The 24232-nt window shown below is 69.2% G+C and carries 20 protein-coding genes; 6 read left to right on the forward strand and 14 right to left on the reverse strand.

What is annotated here, in order from left to right:
• Positions 1-9: 9 nt before the first annotated feature.
• Positions 10-1170, reverse strand: a complete 1161-nt coding sequence (locus tag LR393_RS07520) for an NUDIX domain-containing protein (protein WP_231482663.1) — start codon at positions 1168-1170, stop codon at positions 10-12.
• A 128-nt stretch (positions 1171-1298) separates the two neighbouring features.
• On the opposite strand from LR393_RS07520, the gene LR393_RS07525 reads away from it, so the two are divergent.
• The 3 genes from LR393_RS07525 to LR393_RS07535 all read left to right on the forward strand — a co-directional run bounded on the left by LR393_RS07525 (position 1299) and on the right by LR393_RS07535 (position 3576).
• A complete protein-coding gene (locus LR393_RS07525; RefSeq protein ID WP_231482664.1) occupies positions 1299-1817 on the forward strand; it encodes an NUDIX domain-containing protein in 519 nt (172 codons plus the stop codon).
• The gene (locus LR393_RS07530; RefSeq protein ID WP_231482666.1) at positions 1810-2610 is read left to right on the forward strand and encodes a nucleotidyltransferase family protein; all 801 of its coding nucleotides are present in this window, start codon (positions 1810-1812) and stop codon (positions 2608-2610) included. Before LR393_RS07525 ends, LR393_RS07530 begins: the two co-directional genes overlap by 8 nt.
• 120 nt (positions 2611-2730) lie before the next feature.
• Positions 2731-3576, forward strand: a complete 846-nt coding sequence (locus tag LR393_RS07535) for an NAD-dependent epimerase/dehydratase family protein (protein WP_231482668.1) — start codon at positions 2731-2733, stop codon at positions 3574-3576.
• 56 nt (positions 3577-3632) lie between these two features.
• On the opposite strand, the gene guaA is transcribed toward LR393_RS07535, so the two are convergent.
• From guaA to LR393_RS07550, 3 genes are read right to left on the reverse strand one after another with little or no spacing between them, the layout of a single operon-like run.
• On the reverse strand, positions 3633-5225 hold the full coding sequence (gene guaA / locus LR393_RS07540; RefSeq protein WP_231482671.1) for a glutamine-hydrolyzing GMP synthase: 1593 nt from the start codon (positions 5223-5225) through the stop codon (positions 3633-3635).
• A 21-nt stretch (positions 5226-5246) separates the two neighbouring features.
• Complete coding sequence (locus LR393_RS07545) at positions 5247-5669, reverse strand: DUF3817 domain-containing protein (protein WP_231482673.1); 423 nt, start codon at positions 5667-5669, stop codon at positions 5247-5249.
• Positions 5639-6463 (reverse strand): SURF1 family protein, encoded by an 825-nt coding sequence (locus tag LR393_RS07550; RefSeq protein ID WP_231482675.1) that lies wholly within the window; start codon positions 6461-6463, stop codon positions 5639-5641. Before LR393_RS07550 ends, LR393_RS07545 begins: the two co-directional genes overlap by 31 nt.
• An 80-nt stretch (positions 6464-6543) precedes the next feature.
• Between LR393_RS07550 and LR393_RS07555 the strand changes: the two genes are divergently transcribed.
• On the forward strand, positions 6544-8268 hold the full coding sequence (locus LR393_RS07555) for an ABC transporter transmembrane domain-containing protein (RefSeq protein WP_231482676.1): 1725 nt from the start codon (positions 6544-6546) through the stop codon (positions 8266-8268).
• Positions 8265-10301, forward strand: coding sequence for an ABC transporter ATP-binding protein (locus tag LR393_RS07560; RefSeq protein WP_231482679.1), 2037 nt, complete (start codon positions 8265-8267; stop codon positions 10299-10301). The genes LR393_RS07555 and LR393_RS07560 overlap by 4 nt, the downstream gene beginning before the upstream one ends.
• On the opposite strand, the gene LR393_RS07565 is transcribed toward LR393_RS07560, so the two are convergent.
• Positions 10298-10699 carry a hypothetical protein gene (locus LR393_RS07565; protein ID WP_231482681.1) on the reverse strand — a complete coding sequence of 134 codons (402 nt, stop codon included), beginning with the start codon at positions 10697-10699 and terminating at the stop codon, positions 10298-10300. The two genes, LR393_RS07560 and LR393_RS07565, sit on opposite strands and share 4 nt — an antisense overlap.
• Positions 10700-10885: 186 nt before the next feature.
• A complete protein-coding gene (locus LR393_RS07570) occupies positions 10886-11998 on the reverse strand; it encodes a DUF2786 domain-containing protein (protein WP_231482683.1) in 1113 nt (370 codons plus the stop codon).
• Positions 11999-12542: 544 nt separating this feature from the next.
• Here LR393_RS07570 and LR393_RS07575 point away from each other — a divergent pair.
• Positions 12543-14996, forward strand: a complete 2454-nt coding sequence (locus LR393_RS07575) for an HNH endonuclease signature motif containing protein (protein ID WP_231482684.1) — start codon at positions 12543-12545, stop codon at positions 14994-14996.
• A gap of 152 nt (positions 14997-15148) precedes the next feature.
• Here the strand turns inward: LR393_RS07575 and LR393_RS07580 are convergent, their stop codons facing one another.
• The 8 genes from LR393_RS07580 to guaB form a co-directional block, all read right to left on the reverse strand.
• Entirely contained in the window at positions 15149-15994 is an 846-nt protein-coding gene (locus LR393_RS07580; RefSeq protein ID WP_231482688.1) for a DUF1295 domain-containing protein, read from the reverse strand.
• 136 nt (positions 15995-16130) lie between these two features.
• Positions 16131-17381 (reverse strand): SAM-dependent methyltransferase, encoded by a 1251-nt coding sequence (locus LR393_RS07585; RefSeq protein ID WP_231482692.1) that lies wholly within the window; start codon positions 17379-17381, stop codon positions 16131-16133.
• Positions 17378-18694, reverse strand: a complete 1317-nt coding sequence (locus LR393_RS07590; RefSeq protein WP_231482693.1) for an SAM-dependent methyltransferase — start codon at positions 18692-18694, stop codon at positions 17378-17380. The genes LR393_RS07585 and LR393_RS07590 overlap by 4 nt, the downstream gene beginning before the upstream one ends.
• On the reverse strand, positions 18691-19449 hold the full coding sequence (locus LR393_RS07595) for a DUF1365 domain-containing protein (protein ID WP_231482696.1): 759 nt from the start codon (positions 19447-19449) through the stop codon (positions 18691-18693). The genes LR393_RS07590 and LR393_RS07595 overlap by 4 nt, the downstream gene beginning before the upstream one ends.
• Entirely contained in the window at positions 19446-20705 is a 1260-nt protein-coding gene (locus LR393_RS07600; RefSeq protein ID WP_231482699.1) for an NAD(P)/FAD-dependent oxidoreductase, read from the reverse strand. Before LR393_RS07600 ends, LR393_RS07595 begins: the two co-directional genes overlap by 4 nt.
• Entirely contained in the window at positions 20702-21352 is a 651-nt protein-coding gene (locus tag LR393_RS07605; protein ID WP_231482700.1) for an alpha/beta fold hydrolase, read from the reverse strand. The genes LR393_RS07600 and LR393_RS07605 overlap by 4 nt, the downstream gene beginning before the upstream one ends.
• A gap of 156 nt (positions 21353-21508) precedes the next feature.
• Positions 21509-22630 carry a GuaB3 family IMP dehydrogenase-related protein gene (locus LR393_RS07610; protein ID WP_231482705.1) on the reverse strand — a complete coding sequence of 374 codons (1122 nt, stop codon included), beginning with the start codon at positions 22628-22630 and terminating at the stop codon, positions 21509-21511.
• Positions 22631-22651: 21 nt separating this feature from the next.
• Entirely contained in the window at positions 22652-24124 is a 1473-nt protein-coding gene (gene guaB, locus LR393_RS07615; RefSeq protein WP_231482907.1) for an IMP dehydrogenase, read from the reverse strand.
• Positions 24125-24232 lie beyond the last annotated feature (108 nt).

Here is a 24232-nt window from a genome sequence, read left to right on the forward strand (position 1 = left end):
TCTGCGTGATCACGAACCAGGTCTGTCAATCATCTCGTCGCCCCGGGCGTCGGCCGCCCGGTCCATCACGGCTTCCAGGCCCTCGCCGTCGTGGTACGCCTGCCAGGCGGCCAGCGCGTCGTGGGCGGTGGGCACGGCGCCGGCGGTGTCCAGGTCGGCGACCGGGATCCAGGCGGCCTCGTCGGTGGAACCGTCCACCTCCATCACCTGGGGCTCCTGGTCGAACGGCACCGAGCCGGCGTAGATCAGGCGCAGGGCGTGGAAGTCCTCCAGCCGGCCGTGCGGGCCGCGGCCGACGAAGTGCCGACTGGAGATGTCGATCAGAGGGCCCTCGGTGTAGGGCAGCCCGGCCTCCTCGTGGATCTCCCGGCGCAGGGCCGGGCGGGGGTGCTCGCCGTGATCGATGCCGCCGCCGGGCAGGGTCCAGGTGCTCTCGCTGCCCGCCAGCCGGCTCAGCAGCATCCGCGGGCCGCCGTCGGCCTTCTCGTTCACCAGCACCGCGTAGGCGGCGGGACGCTGCACGAAGACAGGGACCTCCTCGGGGCTCGGCCCCGGTTCCACGAGAGCGGCCGGGTCGAGCGGCGGGTCGAGCAGATCCGAATTGGTCAGCAGCAACGCCTCGCCGGAGGAGTTCCCGTCGAGGAAAGGCGCCAGGAACCGGGACAGCGACATCTTGGCCAGCTCACCGGGGGCCATGAACCGCCCGACGAACTGCGCGACCGGGCGACCCGGGTCGGGCGTCACGACCAGCGCCCCGGGCGCGGGCAGTTCGTCCGGGGGGTCCAGGGCCGCGGGGTCTTCCCCCAGCAGCCGGTCGCCCTGCCCGGAACGGCTCCGCTGATCGACCGCCGGGCGGCCGGGCCCGGGGATCCCGGCCGGGGTGCCGTGGAGCGTGACGTCGAACAGCAGGCGCAGGGTGTGCACGCTGATGCCCTCTTCGGGCAGCTCGACCACGTCGGCGCCCGCGTCGCGCGGGGTGATGGTGGCGGCCCGCAGACCGGTCTGCTCCAGCAGCCCGGCCCGCACCCGGTCACGTGGGTGCTCGCCGTGGCGCACCACGCCCCCGGGCAGCGACCAGCGCCCCTCCGGATCGCTACCGGCGGGGACACGCAGCACCAGTAGGGCCCCCGATCCGTCTTTGACCACGCCGTAGGCCGCGGTCCGCTGCACCGGACGGAGTGGGGGACGCATGGATTCGGCAGACGGCACCGTATGACGCTACCGCCCACCGGCCCGGGAAGTTGGACAGACGTCCCACCCGAATCACCCGGAACGGTCATCTGCCCTATCCTGCGGGGATGTCCGGCCGTCAGGTTGTGCGCCGTCCTCATGCGATGGCCCTGAGTCTCTACCGTCGTCTTCCCCGCTTCCTCCGCCTGTGGATCATCCGCCGGGTCGCCCCGGGCCACACGGTCGGTGCCCTGGCGTTGATCGAGCACGAGGGCACCCTGCTCATGCTGAAACAACGGCACCGCCGGGGCTGGACCTTCCCCGGCGGCCTGCTGAACCGGGGCGAGAACGCGTCCTCCGCGGTGGTGCGCGAGGTCGAGGAGGAGACCGGGCTGCGGGTCGAGGTCGGCCTGCCGTTCTCCACCGTGGTCGAGCCGGGCTCCCGCCGCGTCGACATCCTGTTCTGGGTGCGCGTCGCCGAGCCGTTCCCGGTCGAGGCCTCCGGCGAGGCCCTGGAGTCCGGCTGGATCCGCTTCGACGAGCTGACAGACCCGGAGACCACCGACGACCCCACCCGCACCGCCGTCGCCGAGCTGATCCGCTTCCAGGCGTCCACCCCGCACGAGGGCCGCCGGCTCGGTGCCTAGTCACCACAACATCGCCGGAATCGTCCTGGCCGCCGGTGAGGGCACGCGCCTGCGTCCCCTCACCGAGCTGCGCCCCAAGCCGCTGTGCCCCGTCGGCAACGTGGCGCTGCTCGACCATGCGCTCAACCGGCTGAAACCCATCACCGGCGACGGCCCGTCGAACCTCGCGGTGAACGCCTTCCACCACGCCGGGCAGATCCAGGCCCACGTCTCAGACCGGGCCCACGTGAAGGTCGAGGCCCCGGAATCCCTGGGCACAGCCGGCGCTGTGGCCAATCTCAAGCCCTGGCTGGACGGGCGCCACGCCCTGGTGACCAACGCCGACCAGTACCTGCCCGACGGCCTGAAGGGTTTCGCGGACGGCTGGGACGGCGAGCGCTGCCGTCTGCTGTGCACCCCCGCCACCACCCGGCGCGACTTCACCACGCCCGACGGGACGGCCGTCTGTTACGTCGGGGCCTGCCTGCTGCCGTGGGACCTGGTGAAGAACCTCGAGGTGGAGATCACCGGGCTGTACGAGGTGCTGTGGCGGCAGGAGATGGAGAAGGGCCGCCTCGACCTGTTCGTGCTGCCGGAGACCACGGTGGCCATCGACTGCGGCACCCCGGCCGACTACCTGGCGGCCAATCTGCACGCGTCGTCCGGCCGGAGCGTCATCGGTGAGGGCGCCCAGGTACTGGGCACCGTGACGGACTCGGTGGTCTGGCCGGGGGCGTACGTCGGGCCCGGCGAGGTGCTGGAACGGCAGATCCGAGCCGGGACCCGCGAACTGAGCGTGACAGTTGCGGGCTGATCGACGTCCCCTGTTCTCGGCTTTCGTCGCTGGTCGGGATGGCGATGGTTACTCTCCATCGCCGTCCGGACACGCGATCGGGGGATGCCAAGCTCCGACGGCACGACTAATGTCGCGACGGTGACCACCCTTGCGGCCTCCTCGCAGTCACCGGTGCTGATCACCGGTGCCGCGGGCACCATCGGCCGGATGGTGCGCCCACGCCTGGCCTCCCTGGGCTGGGAGCTGCACTCGCTCGACCGCGAACCCGACGGCGACCCGGACATCAGCAGCATCGACGTGCTCGACGGCGCCGCTCTCGACGCCGCCACGGTGGGCTGCGGCGCGGTGATCCACCTGGCCGGTATCCCGCACGAGGCGCCGCTTCCGCAGATCCTCGAGGCCAACGTGCAGGGCACGCAGGCCGTGCTCGACGCCGCGCTGCGCCGGGGCATCCAGCGGGTGGTGCTGGCCAGCAGCTGCCACGCGGTGGGTTTCTGGGAGCGCACCGCCGGCGGCAGTGACCTCGGCGTCGACGTCCGGCCCCGTCCCGACACCTTCTACGGCGTGGCCAAGGTCGCGCTGGAGGCGCTCGGCCAGCTCTACTCCGACCGGTTCGGGCTGGAGGTGGTGTCGCTGCGCATCGGCGCCTGCAAGGACAAGCCGGCCAACCGCCGCGAGCTGTCCACCTGGCTGAGCCCCGGCGACGCGGCCCGGCTGATGGACGCGAGCCTGCGCGGCCCGGTGCGCGGTCACGTGATCGCCTACGGCGTCTCGGCGAACACGCGCGGCTGGTGGGACCTTTCCACCGCGCGGGCGATGGGTTACCAGCCGCAGGACGACTCCGAGGCGTTCGCCGAGGAGATTCCCCCGGAGACCAGCCGCCGCTCCCGTACCGGCGAGCAGCCGCCGCCCGCGCCCGAGCGCGTCGGTGGCCCGTTCACCTCGTTGCCGCTGGGTGGCCTGACCCGTTCTTTCCAAAACTGAATTGAGGACGTCGGTGAGCCTCCCGAGGGAGGCTCACCGACGTCCTCAATGAAGTTCTACTCCCACTCGATGGTGCCCGGGGGCTTGCTCGTCACGTCGAGCACCACCCGGTTGACACCGTCCACCTCGTTGGTGATCCGCGTCGAGATCCGCGCCAGCAGTTCGTGGGGCACGCGGGTCCAGTCGGCGGTCATCGCGTCTTCGCTGGACACCGGCCGCAGCACGATCGGGTGCCCGTAGGTGCGACCGTCGCCCTGCACGCCGACCGAGCGCACGTCGGCCAGCAGAACCACCGGACACTGCCAGATCTCGCGGTCGAGACCGGCCGCGGTGAGCTCGGAGCGCACGATGGCGTCGGCCTGGCGCAGCGTGTCGAGACGCTCCCTGGTGACCTCACCGACGATACGGATCGCCAGGCCCGGGCCCGGGAAGGGCTGGCGCTGCACGATCTCTTCGGGCAGGCCGAGCTGGGCACCGACGGCGCGGACCTCGTCCTTGAACAACGTGCGCAGCGGCTCGACCAGGGCGAACTGCAGGTCGTCGGGCAGACCGCCGACGTTGTGGTGACTCTTGATGTTGGCCGTGCCGGTACCGCCGCCCGACTCCACCACGTCGGGGTAGAGCGTGCCCTGGACGAGGAACTTGACGTCTTCGCCGTCGCTCTCGTGGGCCTCTTCCACCACCTCACGGGCGGCGTCTTCGAAGACCCGGATGAACTCCCGGCCGATGATCTTGCGCTTCTCCTCCGGGTCGCTGACCCCGGTGAGCGCGGTCTGGAACCGCTCGACCGCGTCCACGACCTTGAGCTTCACGCCGGTGGCGGCGACGAAGTCCTGCTCGACCTGCTCGGCCTCGCCCGAACGCAGCAGGCCGTGGTCGACGAACACACAGGTCAGCTGGTCACCGACGGCCCGCTGCACGAGCGCGGCGGCGACGGCCGAGTCCACGCCGCCCGAGAGCGCGCAGATCACCTTGCCGTCACCGATCTGCGCCCTGATGCGCGCGACCTGCTCGTCGATGACGTTGCCCGTGGTCCAGTCACCGGGCAGACCGGCACCGGTGTAAAGGAAGTTGGTGAGCACCGTCTGGCCGAACGTGGAGTGCTTGACCTCCGGGTGCCACTGCACGCCGTAGAAGGCCTTCTCCTTGTTCTCGAAGGCGGCCACCGGGGCGCCCGACGACTCGGCGAGAACGTCGAAGCCGGGGGGCGCGGTGTGCACGGCGTCGCCGTGGCTCATCCACACCGACTGGTCGGCGGGGGTGCCGTGCAGCAGCGTGGATTCCTCGGTGGTGCTGACCTTCGTGCCGCCGTACTCGCGCAGGCCCGTGTGGGCCACCTCGCCGCCGAGCGCCAGGGCCATCGCCTGGAAGCCGTAGCAGATGCCCAGCACGGGCACCCCGGCCTCGAACAGGGACGGGTCGACCTGCGGGGCGCCCTCTTCGTAGACGCTGCTCGGACCGCCGGACAGCACGATGGCCGCCGGGTCCTTCTTCAGCATCTCGGCGATCGGCATCGAGGAGGGCACGATCTCGGAGTACACGTTGGCCTCGCGCACACGGCGCGCGATCAGCTGGGCGTACTGCGCGCCGAAGTCGACGACCAGGACAGGCCGGTGGTCGGTCGCGGGAACGGACTCGGGTTGACTCACCCGGTCAAGGATAGGGCCGGTTCAGGACTGCTTCTGAACGGCGTCGGGCCGGGGCTTCCTCTCCACCACGGCACCGACCATGGGCTGCACCCGGCCGGTCACCCAGCGCTCGGCGACGAACGACATCACCGGGACGGTCCCGGCCAGAACCACCAGGATCGTGCTGCCGAGGGGCAGGCGGGTACGCATCCACAGGTCCACGGCCACGATCACGTAGATCAGGTAGAGCCAGCCGTGGATCATCGGGATCAGGTGGCCGCTACCCGGGATCACCGCGCTCATGCCCTCGTTCGAGAACCAGGACAGATCGGTGTTCCGCATCTGGAAGCCCTGCATGACGATGTGCAGCGTCAGGAGCAGCAGGAAGACACCGGTGGCGTAGGCCAGCACCCGGTACCTGAGCAGGGCGTTCTTCAGGGACTGTCCACGGTTCGGGCCGGCCATGAGGGGGTTCCTTCGTCTAGGGGTTCGTCGTCGTCTTCGTCGTCGTTGCTGGGCAGCAGACCACGGTGGTCGTCGCGCACCAGGCGGAACCAGAACAGCAGGGCGATCACGGCGAAGGCCCACCACTGGATCGCGTAGGACACGTTGCCCCAGTCCAGTTCACCGTCCGAGGTGGGCGGGGGCACGGGGGTGATCGGGGTGGCCGCGGCCGGGGTCTGGCTGTCGAGCACGACGAACCCGGTGATCATCGGCTGCGGCCAGAGCGCGGCGAGCTGGGCCGCGGCGACCCGGTCGATCTGCCCCTCCGGCAGCCCGGACGTCTCCCCCGGCTTCCGCACCGACGGCGGCTCGCTGGGCTGCAGCAGGCCGACGACCGTGACCTCGGTGTCGCTGTCGGGTGCGGCGGCGGCCGCGTCGTCCGGGCCGGCCACCCAGCCCCGCACCACCGGGACCGTGGTGCCGTCGCCGGTGATCAGCGGCGTCACCACCCACAGGCCGGTCTTGCCGTCCTGCTCGCGATCGGGTGACAGCAGCTGGTTCTCACCGCTCCAGTGCCCCGACACCGTGACCTTCGCGTTGACCGCGTCGCGCTGGAAGGTCTGGCTGGGCTTCAGCACGCTCTCCAGCGGCACGGTCTTCGACGACTTCTGCGCCAGCTCGGCCTGCTGGGCCGACTCGCCGTGCTCGCGGGCGCGATCGAGCTGCCACTCGCCGAGCTTGGCCATCAAGGTGGCAGCGAGCAGCATGACCACCAGGAGCGCCAGCCATCGCGGCTTCAGCGCGGTACGAAGCACCCGGTAAAGGTAACGCGCTGCACGTGGGGGCCAGGAAACTGGGGTGCGGACGACCCTGGTCCCTCCGTACCGTCGGAGAGGTGATCACGCTCCCCGATCCGGTACCGCCCCGGCCGTCCATCACCTCACCCACCGCCTACATCCTCTCGATGGCCCGGCTCCAGCGGCGCACCCTGGCCGGGGGTGCCCTGCTGGGCGTGCTCTGGATGGGGAGCCAGGCCGCGATCCCGCTGGTGGTCGGCAACACCATCGACGCCGGGCTGGTCGCACGCGATTCCTCCGCCCTGGTCACCGGCTGTCTGGTGCTGGTCGGGCTGGCGTTCGCCTCGGCCTTCTCGGGCATGATGCGCCACCGGTTCGCGGTGTCGAACTGGCTGCTGGGCGCGCTGCGCAGTCAGCACCTGGTCGGGCACCACGTGGCCGACCACGGTCTGGCGGTCTCCGGAAAGGTCACCACCGGTGAGGTGGTGCAGGCCGTGAGCACCGACGGGCCGCGTTTCGCCGACCTGATGGACATCGCCGCGCGGGGCACCGGCACCGTCGTCGCCTTCGGCGCCGTGGCCGTCTACCTGCTCCGGATCGACCTGGCCATCGGGCTGTTCGTGGTGATCGGCATGCCCCTGCTGGCCGCCGGGCTGATTGTGCTGATCCAGCCGCTGCAGAGCCGGCAGTCCCGCCACCGCGCCCGCGAGGGTGACCTCACCTCGCTGGGCGCCGACACCGTGGCCGGGCTGCGGGTGCTGCGAGGTATCGGCGGGGAGGACCAGTTCACGGCCCGCTACGCCGAGCACAGTCAGGAGGTGCGGCGCGCCGGGGTCCGGGTGGCCGGGCTCCAGGCCCTGCTCGACGCCGCGCACGTCCTGCTGCCCGGTGCCTTCCTGGCCGGGCTGACCTGGCTGGCCGGGCACGGGGTGGTGGAGGGCCGCCTCAGCGTGGGCGACCTGGTCACGGTCTACGCCGTCACCGCGTTCCTCCAGCTACCGCTCCAGACGTCGACCGAGGTGCTGTCCCGGTGGGTGCGAGCCCGGGTGGCGGCGGAGCGGCTGATCGGGGTGCTGGGCCGATCCGTCCCCACCTCGGCGACCACCGATCTACCGGAGCCCAACGGCGTCCTCCATGACCCTCCCTCCGGATTGACCGTGCCGGTGGGATCCCTGACCGCGCTGGTCAGTGCCCGGCCGGAGACCGGGATCGAGATCGCCGACCGGCTCGCGGCGCTCGCCCCCGGCGCCCGGCTGGGTGACCTGCCGCTCGAGCATCTGCCCGCCGACCTGGTCCGCCGGCGGGTGGTGCTGAGCGAGGCCGATCCCCGGCTGTTCACCGGCACCCTGCGCGAGCAGATCGACCCGCTGGGCCGGCACACCGACGAGGAGGTGCTCGGGGCGGTGCACACGGCCGATGCCTTCGACGTGCTGACGGGACTGCCCGAGGGTCTGGACGCGCCGGTCGCCGAGCGTGGGCGCGACTTCTCGGGCGGCCAACGGCAGCGCCTCGCCCTGGCCCGCGCCCTGTTACTGGCCACCCACCCCGACGTCGAGGTACTGGTGCTGGTCGAGCCGACCTCGGCGGTCGACGCGCACACCGAGGCCCGGATCGCCGACCGGTTGCACGCTTCCCGTTCGGGGAAAACAACTTTGGTCGTGTCGTCCAGTCCGCTGGTGCTCGATCGGTGCGATCGGGTGGTCTTTCTCGATGAAGGACGCGTGGGTGCCTCGGGCACGCACCGGTCCCTTCTGTCGTCGTCCCCCCGGTATCGAGAAGTGGTAGTGCGTAGTGAGACCGTGGCTGAGGAGACCCGACGATGAGCGCCCTGCTGCCGATCGCCCCGCGGGAACGGGTGCGTCAGGAGACCACCCGGCTGCTGCACCGGCACCGCCGGGCCTTCGCCTCCTCGGTCACCGCGCACGGGGCTGCGGCCGTCGTCGCGCTGGCCGGCCCCGCCCTGCTCGGCCGTCTGGTGCAGGACTTCACCGACGGCTCCGCCACCGGCTCGTCCGTGGATCACGCGGTGGCGCTGCTGGCCGTCGCCGTCCTCGTCCAGGCCGGCCTGGCCTGGTACGCCAACCGCAGCTCGCTGGTGCTCGGCGAGCGGGTGTTCGCCGAGATGCGGGAGGACTTCCTGCGCGAGGTCACCCGGCTGCCGTTGTCCGTGGTCGAGCGGGCCGGCAGCGGTGACCTGATCTCGCGCACCACCAACGACGTCGAGGCCGTCAGCCACAGCGTGCGGTACGCCGTGCCGAACGTGGTGGTCGGCGCCATCTCCCTGGCCGTCACCGTGGCCGCGATCCTCGTCACCTCGCCCCTGGTCGGGCTGGCCGCGCTGACCGGGGCGTTCTTCATCGTCCCGACGACGCGCTGGTACCTGCGCCGCGCCCGGGACGCCTACCTGGCCGAGATGGCCGCCTACGCCCGTCTGGACGGCACGGTGAGCGAAACCCTCGACGGGGCCCGCACCGTCGCCGCCCTGCGACTCGGTGGGCGACGCCGGCAGCGGGTGGACGACGACCTGCGCGAGGTCTACCGCGCGGAGAGGTACACCCTGTTCCTGCGCACCGTGTGGTCGCCGCTGGTCGAGTTCGGCTACATCATCCCGACCGCCGCCGTGCTCGCCTGGGGTGGCTGGCTCACCCTCACCGGCCGGGCCTCGGCCGGCGAGGTCACCACCGTGGCGCTGTACGTGTCCCAGCTGATGGGCCCGCTCGACCTGATCCTGGAATGGACGGACGAACTCCAGATCGGCGGCGCCTCCCTGGCCCGCATCATCGGCATCGGGCGGATACCGGACGACCGCACCGCCTCGGCCTCCGCCGGCGATCTCCCGGACGGCTCCCGCGCCATCCAGGCCCGCGACGTGCGCTACGCGTACCGCGGTGACCTGGACGTGCTGCACGGTGTCTCCCTGACTCTGCGGCCCGGCGAAAGGCTGGCTGTGGTCGGGCCGAGCGGGGCTGGGAAGTCCACGTTGGGAAGGCTTCTGGCAGGGATCCATCCACCGAGGACTGGGGCGGTGACGGTGTTGGCTGGTGTGGGTACTGGTGTGGGTGTGGTTACTGGTGTGGGTGTGAGTTCTGGTGTGGGCGTGAGTTCTGGCGCCGTTTCGAGTGCGGGCGCCGGTGCCAGCGCGGGTGCCAGTGCGGGCGCCGGTGCCAGCGCGGGTGCCAGTGCCGGTGCCAGTGCCGGTGCCAGTGCCGGTGCCAGCGCTTCAAGCAAGAGCCCCGGCCGCGGCCCTGACTCTGGCCCTAGCCCTGACTCTGGCCCTAGCCCTGGCCCTGGCCCTGGCCCTGGCCCTGGCCCTGGCCCTGGCATCAGCCTGGTAGCTCTGCCACTCCCCGATCTGCGGCAACAGGTGGCGCTGGTGACGCAGGAACAACACGTCTTCGTCGGAACGCTGGCGGACAACCTGCGCCTGGCCCGGGCGGACTCCCCGGACACGGAACTCATGCGCGCCCTCGACGCCGTCGACGCCCTGCCCTGGGTTCTGAATCTGCCGGAAGGACTTTCGACAGCCGTCGGGTCGGGCGGCCACAGTCTCACCCCGAGCCAGGCCCAGCAGGTGGCGCTGGCCCGGCTGGTGCTGTCCGACCCCCACACCCTGGTGCTGGACGAGGCCACGTCGCTGCTCGATCCCCGCGCCGCCCGTCACCTGGAACGCTCGCTGTCGGCCGTACTCGCAGGACGCACGGTGGTGGCGGTCGCCCACCGCCTACACACCGCCCACGACGCCGACCGTGTCGCCGTGGTCGAGGGCGGCCAGATCACCGAGCTAGGAACCCACGACGAGTTGCTTCAGCACGGCGGCTCGTACGCTGCTCTGTGGAGGTCTTGGCAGGAGGGCTAGTCATTCAGTCGGGCGAGAGACCCTGCCGACCAGCTCAACGTCGCCGCCCCGCCGTCAGACAGGTTGACACCACCGTCCTTCCAGATGATCGACACCTTCGAGTATTCGTCGAACGGATCCTTGGAGAAGTACCTCCGTCCGGGATTGCTCTCCTGCCACACCGCCACCACGTCATAACCGGGCGCCAGGAGAAGCTCCGGAGAATGGATCCGCTGCGCACAGAAACCGTTCTCGCAAGACTCCTGCACCACCTGCTCGAACACCGCCAGATTGCCATTGAAGAAACGACTACCCAGGATGACCAGAACCGTTCCGACCACCGCCCCGAGCACGACCGGCCACCGACGCCACGACCGTGACGAAGCAGCGGACGAAGGATTCGCAGCGAAAGTCTCCATACCAAAATACCTTTCACCGCAACACTCGCCGTCGTCACTCCGCCGACGGACACCGGGGCACCCCGGCCGTGCGACGATCGGATGATGCCTGGCTACAGCCGCCTACACCTGGGCCACGACCACAAGCCGCACCATCCACCACGGCGGCGGGACGCGAACCTCACGAGACAACCGGCCATCGCCGAGTCATTGAGTCACCGCCGACGACGTACCGAACGTGGCCTGGTCCGCAGCCCCTCGGCCGCTGGCCCAGCCCATCCGATCACCGACCCGGATGCTGCGCCCCCTCGTGACACTGGGGAACAACTCCTCGAAACGATCCTCCACATCCTGCTGACGACTGGCCAGCACGGGCAGCAGCCGGTCGTCGCCGAGTTCGGCCCGCGCGGCCTCGGTCTGCTCCTGCGTGATCTCGGTCAGGCGCTCGCCGATCCGGAAGGCGTAAGCCGCCAGGAACGACTGCCGGAAGGTCTTGCTCCGCGCCCTGCCCCCGGCCTCCTCGATGCGGCCCGCGCGAGTCATCGCCATCGTTGCCTGCACGAGCAACGACGTGAACAGCGCCTCGACCGCCTCCAGATCGGCGTCGAACCCGATCACCGTGCAGAAACCGATGTTCTTCGTCCATACCGACCGACACCGGTTCGCCTGCGCAACCGAATTCAGCAGAACGGTTTTCGACTGCTCGTAAGGCGGATCGATCCAGATGCGCCGAGTAGCCGGCCGTCCCCCCCGCACCTGATCATTGCCACCTCCCGCCTGAACCATGGCCATGTCGATGCTGTGACGGGCCATCCGCTCTTGTGCCCCGGCGGTGAAGGCCTCCGCCTCCGCCTCGGACGTGGTCGCCTCCGCCTTCGCCAGCAACGCCCGGATACGACTCAGCACTCGTTCGTCCACCTGTTTGGGTGGAGTGGGCCGATCTCCGGCGAGGGGCCGATAATCCCCCGGTGGCGGCCCGACTCTCTCCAGTCCGGGCAACATGAGAAGAAACCCGACCAGTTCAAGTAACTCCGGCGCGAAGGCCACCCAGCCGTCCCGCTCGAGGTGTGCCTGCGCAGCGGCGCTCCCCGTCGGCCACCAGGGCGCGACCTCGAACTCGGCCACCTGCTCGTGCCAGCGAGGATCGACCGTCACCCTCGCGTAGCCAGTTAGTTGTTCACTTACCGCCTCGGCCGCCAGCGCAGCCCGCCCGGGCCCCAGACGCCTCCCGACATATCGCACGACATCGGCCGGCTCCCAACCCCTCGACCAGGTCTGCCCGATCGCGAACGGCAACCGGATCATCAGGTCGCGCGCCACGAAAGCCCGCCAGCCACCCAGGTCCGGCCTCTCGGCGAGCGCCGTGGAGAGCGCCTCGAACGCACCCCGGTTACCCACTCCGACCGTCGACATCGCCGCCTGAAGCAGGATCTCGAGCATCTGCTCGTGCGGGAGATCGGCATCTCTCATGCCCGCTAGCGCCCTGAAGACAGCCCGCTCAGCGGAGTCATCTCGTCGGCGGTCTCTGCTACCCATACCGACACCCTAGGTCGACAACCCATTGCCCCGGACGCCGACCTGGCGCCTGTGGATAAAGAGCACTTTCCACAGGCCGCTGTTCCCAAGAGTCGGCCATGTCCATCCCTCCAGGGCCGTTCCGCCCCACTGGGCACAGCACAACCATTCTCTTTGCAGAAAGCAGCATTTCAATCATTCATCTCCTCACGGGGCGCTGACCCGAGGTCCCAGAAGTCCGAAAAATGGGCTAATATTCGAACAGGAGTTCGAACGACGGTACGGGGGTTCGGTCACGATGGAGAATCAGTTGTCCGCCTGGCCCGACGTCGCTCTACCCTCCTTGAGCATGTCCGATCTCTTTCAGGCCGTCGAAAGTTCCTACCGCGCAGAAGCATCAGAGAGTCAATACCTCGGTGCGGCGGTGGGGGCCGAGCGCCTGAAGCGACACCTGGATGCCATCCAGTCCCAATGTCTGTACAAGGCGGCCAGCTTGGCCGCTCAATCACTTCCCACCCAGAGCTCGTACGAAACCGTTGACGGCATCGAGTCGATCGGCGCCGAGATCGGCATGGCGCTGGGGCTTACCCGACATCAGGCGAACGATCGGGTGGGAGAATCCGTACTGGTCTGCCCCGAACTCCCTCTGCTGGTGGCACTGGTCGATGCCGGGGATCTGGACTGGCGCACGGTCGTTGCCGTGCATACCCGAATGCGTAACTCTTTGCAGCCCGGCACTTACGAGTGGGAAGCAGTGCAGGCCGCCCTGGTCCAGTTGCTGCCCGGGATGTCGCACGGCCAGGCCCTCGCCGCGGCCCAGCGAGAGATCCAGAAGGTCGATCCCTCGGCCGCCCGAACACGCCATCAGAAGGAGAGAAAAGACCGCTGCATCAGAGCTTTTCCACTTACTGACGGAATGGGAGGCCTCTACGCGAAGCTGACGGCCGACCAGACCATGATGATCCACGCCCTGCTCGACGGCCTGGCCGATGCGTGTCGCGATCAGTCTCGCCGGGCCGGCAACCCAGACCCACGCAGCCATCAGGAACGCCGAGCCGATGCCTTCGTGGCCATCTTCCGGTCCATTCACGACCACAGCCCATTGCCGTTCGTTCCCGTGCCCCAAGAACCTGTCGGCTCCTTCGGCGGACGAGTGGTACCGCCCGGACACCCCGACGCCCCGGCCTCCCCTCCAAGCGGTGTTCCGGCACCGCGCCGAGCAAACGCCTCGGCTTCGCCCCGTCCGGGCAGGCCCGCCTCACCACGCCCCGGCTCACCGGCCCCACAGCAGCGCAACGGCGCAGCTACACAGACATCCGACGGGTCTGCCCCATCGCAACCTCATGCATCGACCTCGCGACAGCCCGACCGAGCAGGAACATCTCGATCCGACCAGCCGATTCCGATGCAGCCCGCCAGGCCCGCATCACCGCGCTCCGATGAGCCTGGTGCACCGCACTCTGAAAGCTCGGACTCACCACCAGACGCTTCGCCTCAAGGCCGGCCAGGTCCTGCGGACCAGACTCCGGAATCCATTCTGGGCTGGTGGCTGCCCCCTGCCCTGCCCCGACAGCAGGGACGCAAACCTCAGCTGGTCGTCACGATCACCATGGACACCTTGCGAGGTATCGACGACCTGCCCGGCGAGCTCCAGGGCATGGGTGCGGTACCGGCCGACCTCGCCCGCGAGATAGCCCGGCAGGCAGGGAACGTCATGGTGATCCGTGTCGATGGACGGATGCAAGATGCTTCCGGTCGGACCAACCGTCCGACCGGCCAGGGCCGCGAATCAGGGGACCCGTCCCCCAGTCAGGCCACGGGGCCTGACAACCCGAGCCCGCGGTTCCACGACAACGGCTACGACCGGGGCGACCGGGGCGACCGGGGCGACCGGGGCGACCGGGGCGACCGGGGCGACAAGTCTGGTCATCGCAACCCCACTCCTAACGACAATGGTCCCAACCACAACCCCGCGCCCGCCGACAGCGCTCCCACCAACACCCATGCACACCAGGACTACGGACCGCACGACCCGGCCCCTGAACCGCACAAACAGCGCCGTGGCCCACACGACAAGCGCAACGAACCGCCTGTCCAGCCTGGCGAAACCCACGACCAGCGCGACAGGTCCGACGACCAGCACTATGGGCTCGGCGACCAGCAGCGTAAGTCCCATGAGCAGCATCACGGACCTGGAGACCAGGCCAACTGCACCGAACCCTCGCCCCGGTACAAGCCCCGTCAGTCCGTCCTTGACCAGGTGATGGGGCGTTTCCAGCAGTGCGTACATCCCAGTTGCTCCCGGCCGGCGAAACAGTGCGATATCGACCATGCGATCCCGTTCAACCAAGGAGGGAAGTCATGTCCTTGTAACTTGGTTCCTCTATGCCGTTTTCATCATCGCCTCAAGACACATGGCGGATGGACGATGCGCCTCACCCGCCCCGACGAGCCTTATCCGACCGGCAGCATCGAATGGCGGAGCCGTCTGGGCCAGCACCGAGTACAACTGCCTCCGCCCCTTCCCGGTACCCATGGGAACTACGGGAATCGCGGAACTACCGAGCCCACCGAGCCCACCGAGCCCACCGAGCCCACCGAGCCCACCGAGCCCACCGAGCCCACCGAGCCCACCGAGCCCACCGAGCCCACCGAGCCCACCGAGCCGGAGGATTCAGCGGACCAGAAGGTGCGTCATCAATTTCGGCTCGGGGAGTGGCAGAAAGATCTGCAGAGTCTCGCGCCGCGCAACCCACCGGTTCCCCGGCAGTCCGACATCAATTTCGGAGAGCCGCCCTTCTGACCGAAAGGAAGCATTCTGCCCGTGAACGCCCGTGAACTTCCATGAACGCAGAAGCGAGATCGGAGACAGTCACGCTCAGCCACAGCCACAGCCCTCGCACCCGCACCCGCCGGACATCGAGCGGAACCACTGGCGCTGACTCTGAAGAAGACTCAGCGCCCACCCCGTGGTGGAAGGGGGATGAAACCGCTCGTTCGTTCAACATATTCGGCATAGCCTGGACGGCTCTTCGAGAGTTGTTTCTCCATCAGCGGCTTGCCCGTCTTGGCCGCCAGGAACCAGGTCATCAGCAGCGGGGACAGCAGGGTCAGCCACGACCAGCCAGCATCGGCGGCGACCAGGAACAAGCCCCACCAGACGCAGGCGTCACCGAAGTAGTTGGGGTGCCGTGTGTACCTCCACAGACCACGGTCCATGACCTTGCCCCGATTGGACGGGTCGGCCTTGAAGACCGCGAGCTGCCGGTCACCTACTGCCTCGAAGAAGAAGCCCACGCCCCACAGCAGCACACCGAGCCACAGCAAGACGCCGGGCTGGCCGGCGTCCACCATGGCGAACTGGAGGGGCAGCGCGATGAACCAGGCAACTACCGCCTGGAGCAGGAAAACCTGACGCAGCGCAGCCAGTTTCGGATTACCGGAAGCCCTCGACATCAGCTCGGTGTAACGCGGGTCATCCTTGGTCTCCCCGCGCTGACGTCCGCCGATGTGCCAGGCCAGACGGCCACCCCAGAGCAGTGTGAGCACGACCACCAGGCCGCGACGCCACGCGTCCCCAGTTTCACCGGCCGCCTCACCGCCCGTTCCACCGGCCGAAACCAGCCACCCGACGACAGCGATCAGACCGAAACTCAGCCCCCAGGTGACATCGACGACGCTGAATCGCCCCACCCGCAGCGCATAGAAGAACGTGCCCACCTGAAGCAGGACAGCCGACACCAAACTCACGGCCGCCACGGGCCACAGATCCGACAGCAGATCAGCGAACGACTGCGACATCAGAAGTCCTCAACACTCAAAAGTCATGCCCGTCAGAAGTCATGCCCGTCAGAAGTCATACCCACCCAGCAATCGCGCTCTCTCAGCAGTCACACCCCACCCAACAATCACACCCCACCCAGAAATCACGCACAGCTTAGAAATCACGCACAGCTAGCATCGAACTCATCCCACCCGGCACCCGACGCACAGCGAGGATCTGGTCCACGCCCATCCGCCCCTCCTCGAACGCCAGACCGCCACCGACGAGGTAGAGCCGCCACACCCGGGCCATCTCCTCACCGACCAGGGCCACGACGTCCGCGTAGCGCTGCTCGAACAGTTCGTACCAGGCCTGGGCGGTCCATACGTAGTGCTCGCGCATCCCGTGAACGTCCCGCATCTCCAGCCCCGCCCGCTCCAGCAGGGCCACGGTCTCCCCCACCGGACGCATGTGCATGTCCGGCGCGATGTAGGCCTCGATGAACGCACCGCCACCGGGACGGTTCGCACCCCGCGACATCTGCTGCACCAGCACCCGCCCGCCCGGCACCACCATCCGGTGCAAGGTTGCGGCGTAGACCGGGTAGTTGGCCTGCCCGACGTGCTCGCCCATCTCCAGCGAGGCCACGGCGTCGAACGGCTCGTCGGCCAGCTCGCGGTAGTCGAGCAGTTTCACCGTCACCCGATCTTCAAGACCCAGCTTTTGGACGCGTTCGCGCACGAACGCTGCCTGCTGCCCCGAGAGCGTAATGCCGGTGACCTGAGCACCATAAGCCTGCGCCGCATGAATACTGAGCGAGCCCCAGCCACATCCCACGTCGAGCAGACGCTGCCCGGCGCTCAGCCCGAGCTTGCGGCAGACCAGATCGAGCTTGGCCTCCTGAGCTTGCTCCAGCGACTGCCCGGGCTCGGTGAAATACGCACAGGAGTATGCCATGTGAGGATCGAGCACGAGCTGGTAGAAATCGTTGGACAGGTCGTAGTGATGGGCGATGGCGTCCTTGTCGCGGCGGCGGGTGTGCAACCGTCCGCGCAGCCGGGCCTGGGAGTCGGGTGGCGGCAGGGGCCTGCCGATGCCCTTCGCCGCGAGACCGAGAACCTGGGGGGCGAGAGTGAGATTCCGGGAGACCTTCTGCGTGCGAAGAGCTGCCCACACCCGCCGGAAGCCGTCCGCCAGATCGCCCTCGACGTCGATCTCACCGGTGACATAGGCCTGCGCCAGGCCGAGTTCGCCCGGATGCCAGAACAAACGGCGAAGAGCACGGGACGAACGGACGACCAGCACCGGCGCGTCCGCGGGTCCGGTCTCCGTACCGTCCCACAGGCGGATCCGGATCGGCAGGTCCTTCCCGAGCACCGCCTCGGCGATCGGGGTGACCTCGGCGGCCAGGCTCGTTGTCGTCACTGTGTCTCCGTTCCGGAACTCTGTAACCGCACTGGCCTCCGCAGGACGAACTGGTGCACGTCGAGGTAGCGCGAGCGGAAGCCCGCCTCGGAGTAGGCGAGGTAGAAGGTCCACATCCGGCGGAAGACCGCGTCGAAGCCGAGGGCATCGAGATCTCCGGAGGCCGCCGTGAACCTCTGGCGCCACAGGCGCAGCGTCTCGGCGTAGGCCGGGCCGAACGACAGGTCGCTGATCACCCGCAGCGAGGTCTCGCCGACCGCCTGCCGGAAGGCCTCGACGGAGGGGAGCAGCCCGCCCGGGAACACGTACTTCTGGATCCAGGTCCAGGTCCGACGGGACACCACGAGCCGGTCGTGCGGCATCGTGATCGCCTGGATCCCGACGCTGCCACCCGGGGCCAGGCAACGGTCGATCGTGGCGAAGTACGTGGGCCAGTAGGCCTCCCCGACCGCCTCGATCATCTCCACACTGACGATCGCGTCGTACTGCCCGGCGACGGCGCGGTAGTCGCACAGCTCGATGGTGACCTTGTCGTCGTGACCGGCCTCGGCCACCCGCTGCCGGGCCAGGCTGAGCTGCTCCTCGGACAAGGTGATCGAGTGCACCGTGGCACCCCGGGCCGCCGCCTGGATCGCGAGCTGGCCCCATCCGGTGCCGATCTCCAGGACCCGACTGCCCTCACCGACGCGACATTCGTCCAAAAGCCGTTCGATCTTGCGTAACTGGGCGGCCTCGAGATCGTCCCAGGTATTGCCCACCTCGTCGCCGAAGAGCGCCGCCGAGTAGGTCAGCGTGGGGTCGAGGAAGGTGGCGAACAGGTCGTTGGACAGGTCGTAGTGCCGGGAGATGTTCGTGCGGGCGCCGTCCGGGGTGTTCTCGTCGGTCTGCGGCTGCCGGAGCAGGGCAAACCGGCGCAGCTTCTGCAACGCCGGCGGCACCAGACGGGTCATCCGGGTGGCGAACACGGTGAGCAGCTCGACCAGGGCGTCCGCCTCCCAGTCCCCGGCCTGGTAGGACTCCCCGACCCCGATCAAACCGTAACGCCCGACCCGGGCGAAGAAGTGATCGGGCCGGATGATCCGCATGATCGGGTCGTCGGGGCCGCCCGACCCCATGACTTCAGAACCCAGCTCCACGCGAAGAGGAAGACCGGCCACCGCCCGGCGGAACAGCGCCCGGGCCACGACGGCCTGGACCCCACCGGCCGGCACCCGCGCGACGTCGGGCCACCGAACCGCCAGGTCGTCATCGGGAATCACCGCCGTCACCGCAGTCGCCGCAGTCGCAGCCACTCTCGGTTCCGTGACGCTCATTCAACGGCCTCCTGACGTACATGATCGGGACGGGGAACGACGGGCAGACCGCGCACCCACAACTTGACCCCCTGGAGACGGATCCGCGCCGCGACGGCGAGCGGGGCCAGGGGAAAACGCACAGCGAACCGGGTGATCGTGGCCCTGGTCGCGACGTGACGCCGGCCGTGCACCCGGGTCACGAAGGGTGCCTGACCGGGACGGTGCAGGGTGATGGCGAGGTCGAGGTCCGCGCCGGGTTCGGGCAGGCTCATCGTGTAGTGGGCACCGGAGGCGGACTCGAAAGGCGATACGTAGAAGTCTTTCTCGACCCGGCCTCGACCCCGGTCGTCGGTGCGTACCAGGTAGCAGTGCCGCCCGCCGTAGGTGTTGTGCACCTCGGCCACCACGCAGACCAGGTCACCGGCCGGGTCGTGGCACCAGTAGACAGTCAGCGGGTTGAACACGTAGCCCAGCACCCGAGCCGCCGTGAGCATGCGGATCCGGCCGCCCTGGAGGTCGATGCCCTCGGCCGCCAGATACGCGTCGACATTGCCCCGCAGGTCAGGCCCGGTACCCAGATGGTCCTGGGCCCGGAAACCCGCCACCACCGACGGCACACGGGGCAGGTCGTCCAGGTCGACCGACCACAGGTAACTCCGGTAGCGGAACTGGTTGCGCAGCGGGGTGGTGCGGGTGTGCTCGATGGAGCAGCGGTAGATCGCCGACTGGGCGAGCCCGACCACGGCGTTGGCCCCGGCCAGCTTCTTCCTCACCACGACCCTCCCAGCGACAGGGCCGCCGCGAGCCCGGACCGGGCACCGTCCTCGTGGAAACCCCAGCCGTGATAAGCCCCGGCGAAGGCGGTCGTGCCGTCGTTCAGCGCGGGCAGAAGCTTCTGGGCGGCCACCGACTGCGGCGTGAACTGCGGATGGGCGTAGGCCATCGTCTCGATCACGCAGGCGGCGTCCACGTCCGGCGCGTTCAGCGACACCAGGTAGCGGGTGCTGGAATCGAGCCGCATCAGCCGGCTCATGTCGTAGCTCACCCGCACCGCGTCGGCGCCGCCCGAACAGGTCGGCATCCGGTAGTTCCACGACGCGGCAGCCCGTTGCGCACTGGGGAGAACCGACGAGTCGGTATGCAGCACAGCAGGATTGACGCTGTACCGGAAGGCCCCCAGGGCGACCTTCTCGGCGTCGGTCGGATCGGCCAGCAGTCGCAGCGCCTGGTCCGGGTGCGTGGCCACCACCACGGCGTCGTAGGATTCGGCCCCTCCCGCATCGTCCACGATCGAGACCCCGCCGCCCGGGTGCCGCAGCACCGACCGCACCGGGCTGGAGAGCCGCACCTCCGCGAGCTCCTTCACCGCGAGCTCCACGTAGCGGGCCGAACCTCCCACCACCGTTCGCCATTTGGGTGACCCTCCGACACTGAGCATGCCGTGGTTGTCGAGGAAGGCGAACAGGTACCGCGCCGGGTACAGCAACGCGGTGTCGGCCGCGCACGACCAGACCGCGGCAATCAGCGGCACCACGAAATGATCCGTGACGTAGGCCGAATACCTTCCCTTCCGAAGGAATTCGGCCATGGTCAGGTCGTCGCCACCGGGCGAGGACAGCAATGCCCGGGCCGCCCGGTGGAATCGCAGGATCTCCAGCAGCATCCGGTCGAAGCGCGGGTTGAGCAGGTTGGACGAGCGGGCGACCAGACCGCCGGCACCCTGCCCTCCGGAGTACTCCAGCCCACACCCGTCACAGCGCACGGACATGCTCATGTCCGTCTCCTGCGTGCGGACGCCCAGCTCACCGAACAGCCGCAGGAGCGTCGGGTAGGTGCGGGCGTTGTGGACGATGAAACCGGTGTCCACCGCCAGTTCCCGGCCCTCGGGAGTGATCACCGAGTGCGTGTCGGCGTGGCCGCCGAGCCGGGGGGCGGCCTCGTACAGGGTCACCTCGGACGAGGTGCGCAGCACGTAGGCGGCCGTCAGTCCCGAGATGCCGCTGCCGATGACGGCGACCCGGCGCCTCATCGCGCCACCTCGTGCAGCCCCAGAATGTCCAGGACGCCCGCAGCGGTCAGTGAATCCCACCGCCGCACGGACTGCAGCATCGCGTGCCCGGCGCCGGGTATCTCGTGGTGCTCGACCGATCTGGCCACCGGCCGGATCCGCTGGGCGTACCGGGAGGTCAGTGCCGGGTCTGTCACCCGATCGGCCGTGCCGTGCACCAGCACCACCGAGCGGTCCGCGAGCTGGGCGACCGGCTCGTCCCGCGGAACCCACGGGGCCAGCGCCACCGCGCCCCGCACCGCCGGGGTGCCCGCGGCGCGTAGCGCCGTTCGTGCCCCCATGGAATGCCCGACCAACACGACCGGGCGACCCACTCGTCCTTCAATTTCATCGAGGGCCCACCGGACATCGGCCAGCGGTGAAGCCTCCGGGCCGTTCCAGCCGCGCACCTCGAAGCGCAGGTTCCAGACCTGGACGCCGTACCGGCGCACCCGCCGGTGCAGGGACTGCGCCAGCCAGTTCACCCGTAGCACCGCGGGCTGATACCAGGTCACCGGCTCGTGGCCGTTGACCCTTCCGCCGTGCAGCATCAGGGCGACGGCCCGCACGTCACCGTCGCGCCGTCCCGAGCCGAACGGTGAGCCACACACCGCCAGATGACGTCCCATGTCCCTGCTTCGGAGCAGGATGGTGGGTCGGATGGCTCGCCCTGGCGAAAAAGATCCAACCGATCGCACGAGACATCCTTCCCGACGTGACCGGACTAGGTCACGTCGGGAACAGCATGCCTCAGAGTGACGAGGTGGGCACTTTCTGTGACGATGTCAGCTGGGCTGGTACGGCGAGACGACGACCTCGACCCGCTGGAACTCCTTGAGGTCGGAGTAACCCGTGGTGGCCATCGACCGGCGCAGGGCCCCGATCAGGTTCGTCGTGCCGTCGGCCACGCGGCCGGGACCGTAGAGGATCTCTTCCAGCGTGCCGACCGTGCCCACCTTGGCCCGGGTGCCGCGGGGCACCGACGGGTGGTGCGCCTCGGGACCCCAGTGGTAGCCGCGACCGGGTGCGTCGGAGGCCCGGGCCAGCGCCGCACCGAGCATGACGGCGTCGGCGCCACAGGCGATGGCCTTGACGATCTCACCGGAGCGGGCCATGCCGCCATCGGCGATGACGTGCACGTAGCGGCCACCGGACTCGTCCATGTAGTCGCGACGGGCCGCGGCCACGTCGGCCACCGCGGTCGCCATCGGCGCGTGGATACCGAGCGTGTCGCGGGTGGTGTGCGTGGCGCCACCGCCGAAACCGACGAGCACACCCGCCGCACCGGTGCGCATCAGGTGCAGCGCGGCCGTGTAGGTCGCGCAGCCACCGACGATGACCGGCACGTCGAGCTCGTAGATGAACCGCTTGAGGTTCAGCGGCTCGGCCCGGCCCGAGACGTGCTCGGCCGAGACCGTGGTGCCCCGGATGACGAAGAGATCGACCCCCGCGTCCACCACGGTCTTCCAGAACTGCTGGGTGCGCTGAGGCGTGAGGGCCGCGGCGACCGTGACGCCGGCGTCACGGATCTCCTTGATCCGGGCCACGATCAGCTCGGGCTTGATCTCCTCGTCGTACAGCTCCTGCATACGCCGGGTGGAGACGGCCGGGTCGAGCCCGGCGATCTCCGCGAGCAGCGGCGCCGGGTCTTCGTACCGGGTCCACAGGCCCTCGAGGTCGAGCACCCCCAGACCACCCAGGTTGCCCATCGCCACCGCGGTGGCCGGGGACATCACGGAGTCCATCGGCGCCGCCACGATCGGCAGGTCGAACCGGTAGGCGTCGATCTGCCAGTGCGTCGACACCTCTTCGGGGTCGCGCGTCCTCCGGCTGGGGACGATCGCGACATCGTCGAACGTGTAGGCGCGCCGGCCCCGCTTGCCCCGGCCGATCTCGATCTCAGTCACCCCCGAAGGTTATCTGTCTGTTCAGCGGCGGCTGTAGTTCGGGGCCTCGACCGTCATCTGGATGTCGTGCGGGTGGCTCTCCTTGAGACCCGCCGAGGTGATCCGGACGAACTGACCCTTGTCCTTCAGCTGCGGGATGGTGGCGGCGCCGACGTAGAACATCGACTGCCGCAGGCCGCCGATGAGCTGGTAGGCCACGGCGCTGAGCGGGCCGCGGTAAGGCACCTGGCCCTCGATGCCCTCGGGCACGAACTTGTCGTCGGAGACATCGCCCTGGAAGTAGCGGTCCTTGGAGTACGACTTGGCCTTGCCGCGGGTCTGGGCGGCACCCAGCGAGCCCATGCCCCGGTAGGACTTGAACTGCTTGCCGTTGATGAAGACCAGGTCGCCCGGGCTCTCCTCGCAACCGGCCAGGAGCGAGCCCAGCATCACCGTGTCGGCGCCCGCGACCAGGGCCTTGGCGATGTCGCCGGAGTACTGCAGGCCACCGTCACCGATCACCGGCACGCCGGCGGCCTTACCCGCCCGGGCGGCCTCCAGGATGGCGGTGACCTGGGGAACACCGACACCGGCGACGACCCGGGTGGTACAGATCGAGCCCGGGCCGACACCGACCTTGATGCCGTCGGCACCGGCGTCGATCAGGGCCTGGGCCCCGGCACGGGTGGCGACGTTGCCGCCGATGATGTCGACGTGCGCCGCGGCGCTGTCCTTCTTCAGGCGGGCGATCATGTCGGCCACACCGTGCGAGTGACCGTGGGCGGTGTCGACGATGAGCACGTCGACGCCGGCGTCGACCAGCGCCATGCCGCGCTTCCAGGCGTCGTCGAAGAAGCCGATGGCCGCACCGACGCGCAGCCGGCCGGCCTCGTCCTTGGTGGCGAGCGGGAACTGCTCGCGCTTGGTGTAGTCCTTCACCGTGATCAGGCCCGCGAGGCGACCGTCGTCGTCCACCAGCGGGAGCTTCTCGATCTTGTGCCGGGCCAGGAGGGCCATCGCGTCGTCGGGGCTGATCCCGACCGGGCCGGTGACCAGCGGCATGCGGGTCATCACGTCACCCACGCGGCGGCCGGAGTCGGACTCGAAGCGCATGTCACGGTTGGTGATGATGCCCACGAGCTTGCCGGCGTCGTCCACCACCGGAAGACCCGAGACGCGGTAGTGGCCGCACATCGCGTCCACCTCCGCGAGGGTGGCGTCCTGCGTGGTGGTCACCGGGTGCGTGACCATGCCCGCCTCGGACCGCTTGACCAGGTCGACCTGCTGGGCCTGGTCGTCGATCGAGAGGTTGCGGTGCAGCACGCCCAGACCACCCTGGCGGGCCATCGAGATGGCCATGCGGGCCTCGGTCACGGTGTCCATCGCCGCGGACATCAGCGGCACTGCCACCTCGATCCGGCGGCTCACCTTCGAGCGGGTGTCGGCGGCGCTGGGGATCACGTCGCTCTCACCCGGCAGGAGCAGCACGTCGTCGTAGGTGAGTCCGAGCGGCATCGCCGGGATCTCGTCGTTCTGGTTCACGCTCACCAGGGGAAACCTTCCGCGTCGCTGTCCGGCCGTCAGAGAGGACGAACAGCGGCGGGGCGGGTCGTCTTCCCTGCG

The sequence above is a fragment of the Kineosporia mesophila genome (genome assembly GCF_021129235.1).
Classification (GTDB): domain Bacteria; phylum Actinomycetota; class Actinomycetes; order Actinomycetales; family Kineosporiaceae; genus Kineosporia; species Kineosporia mesophila.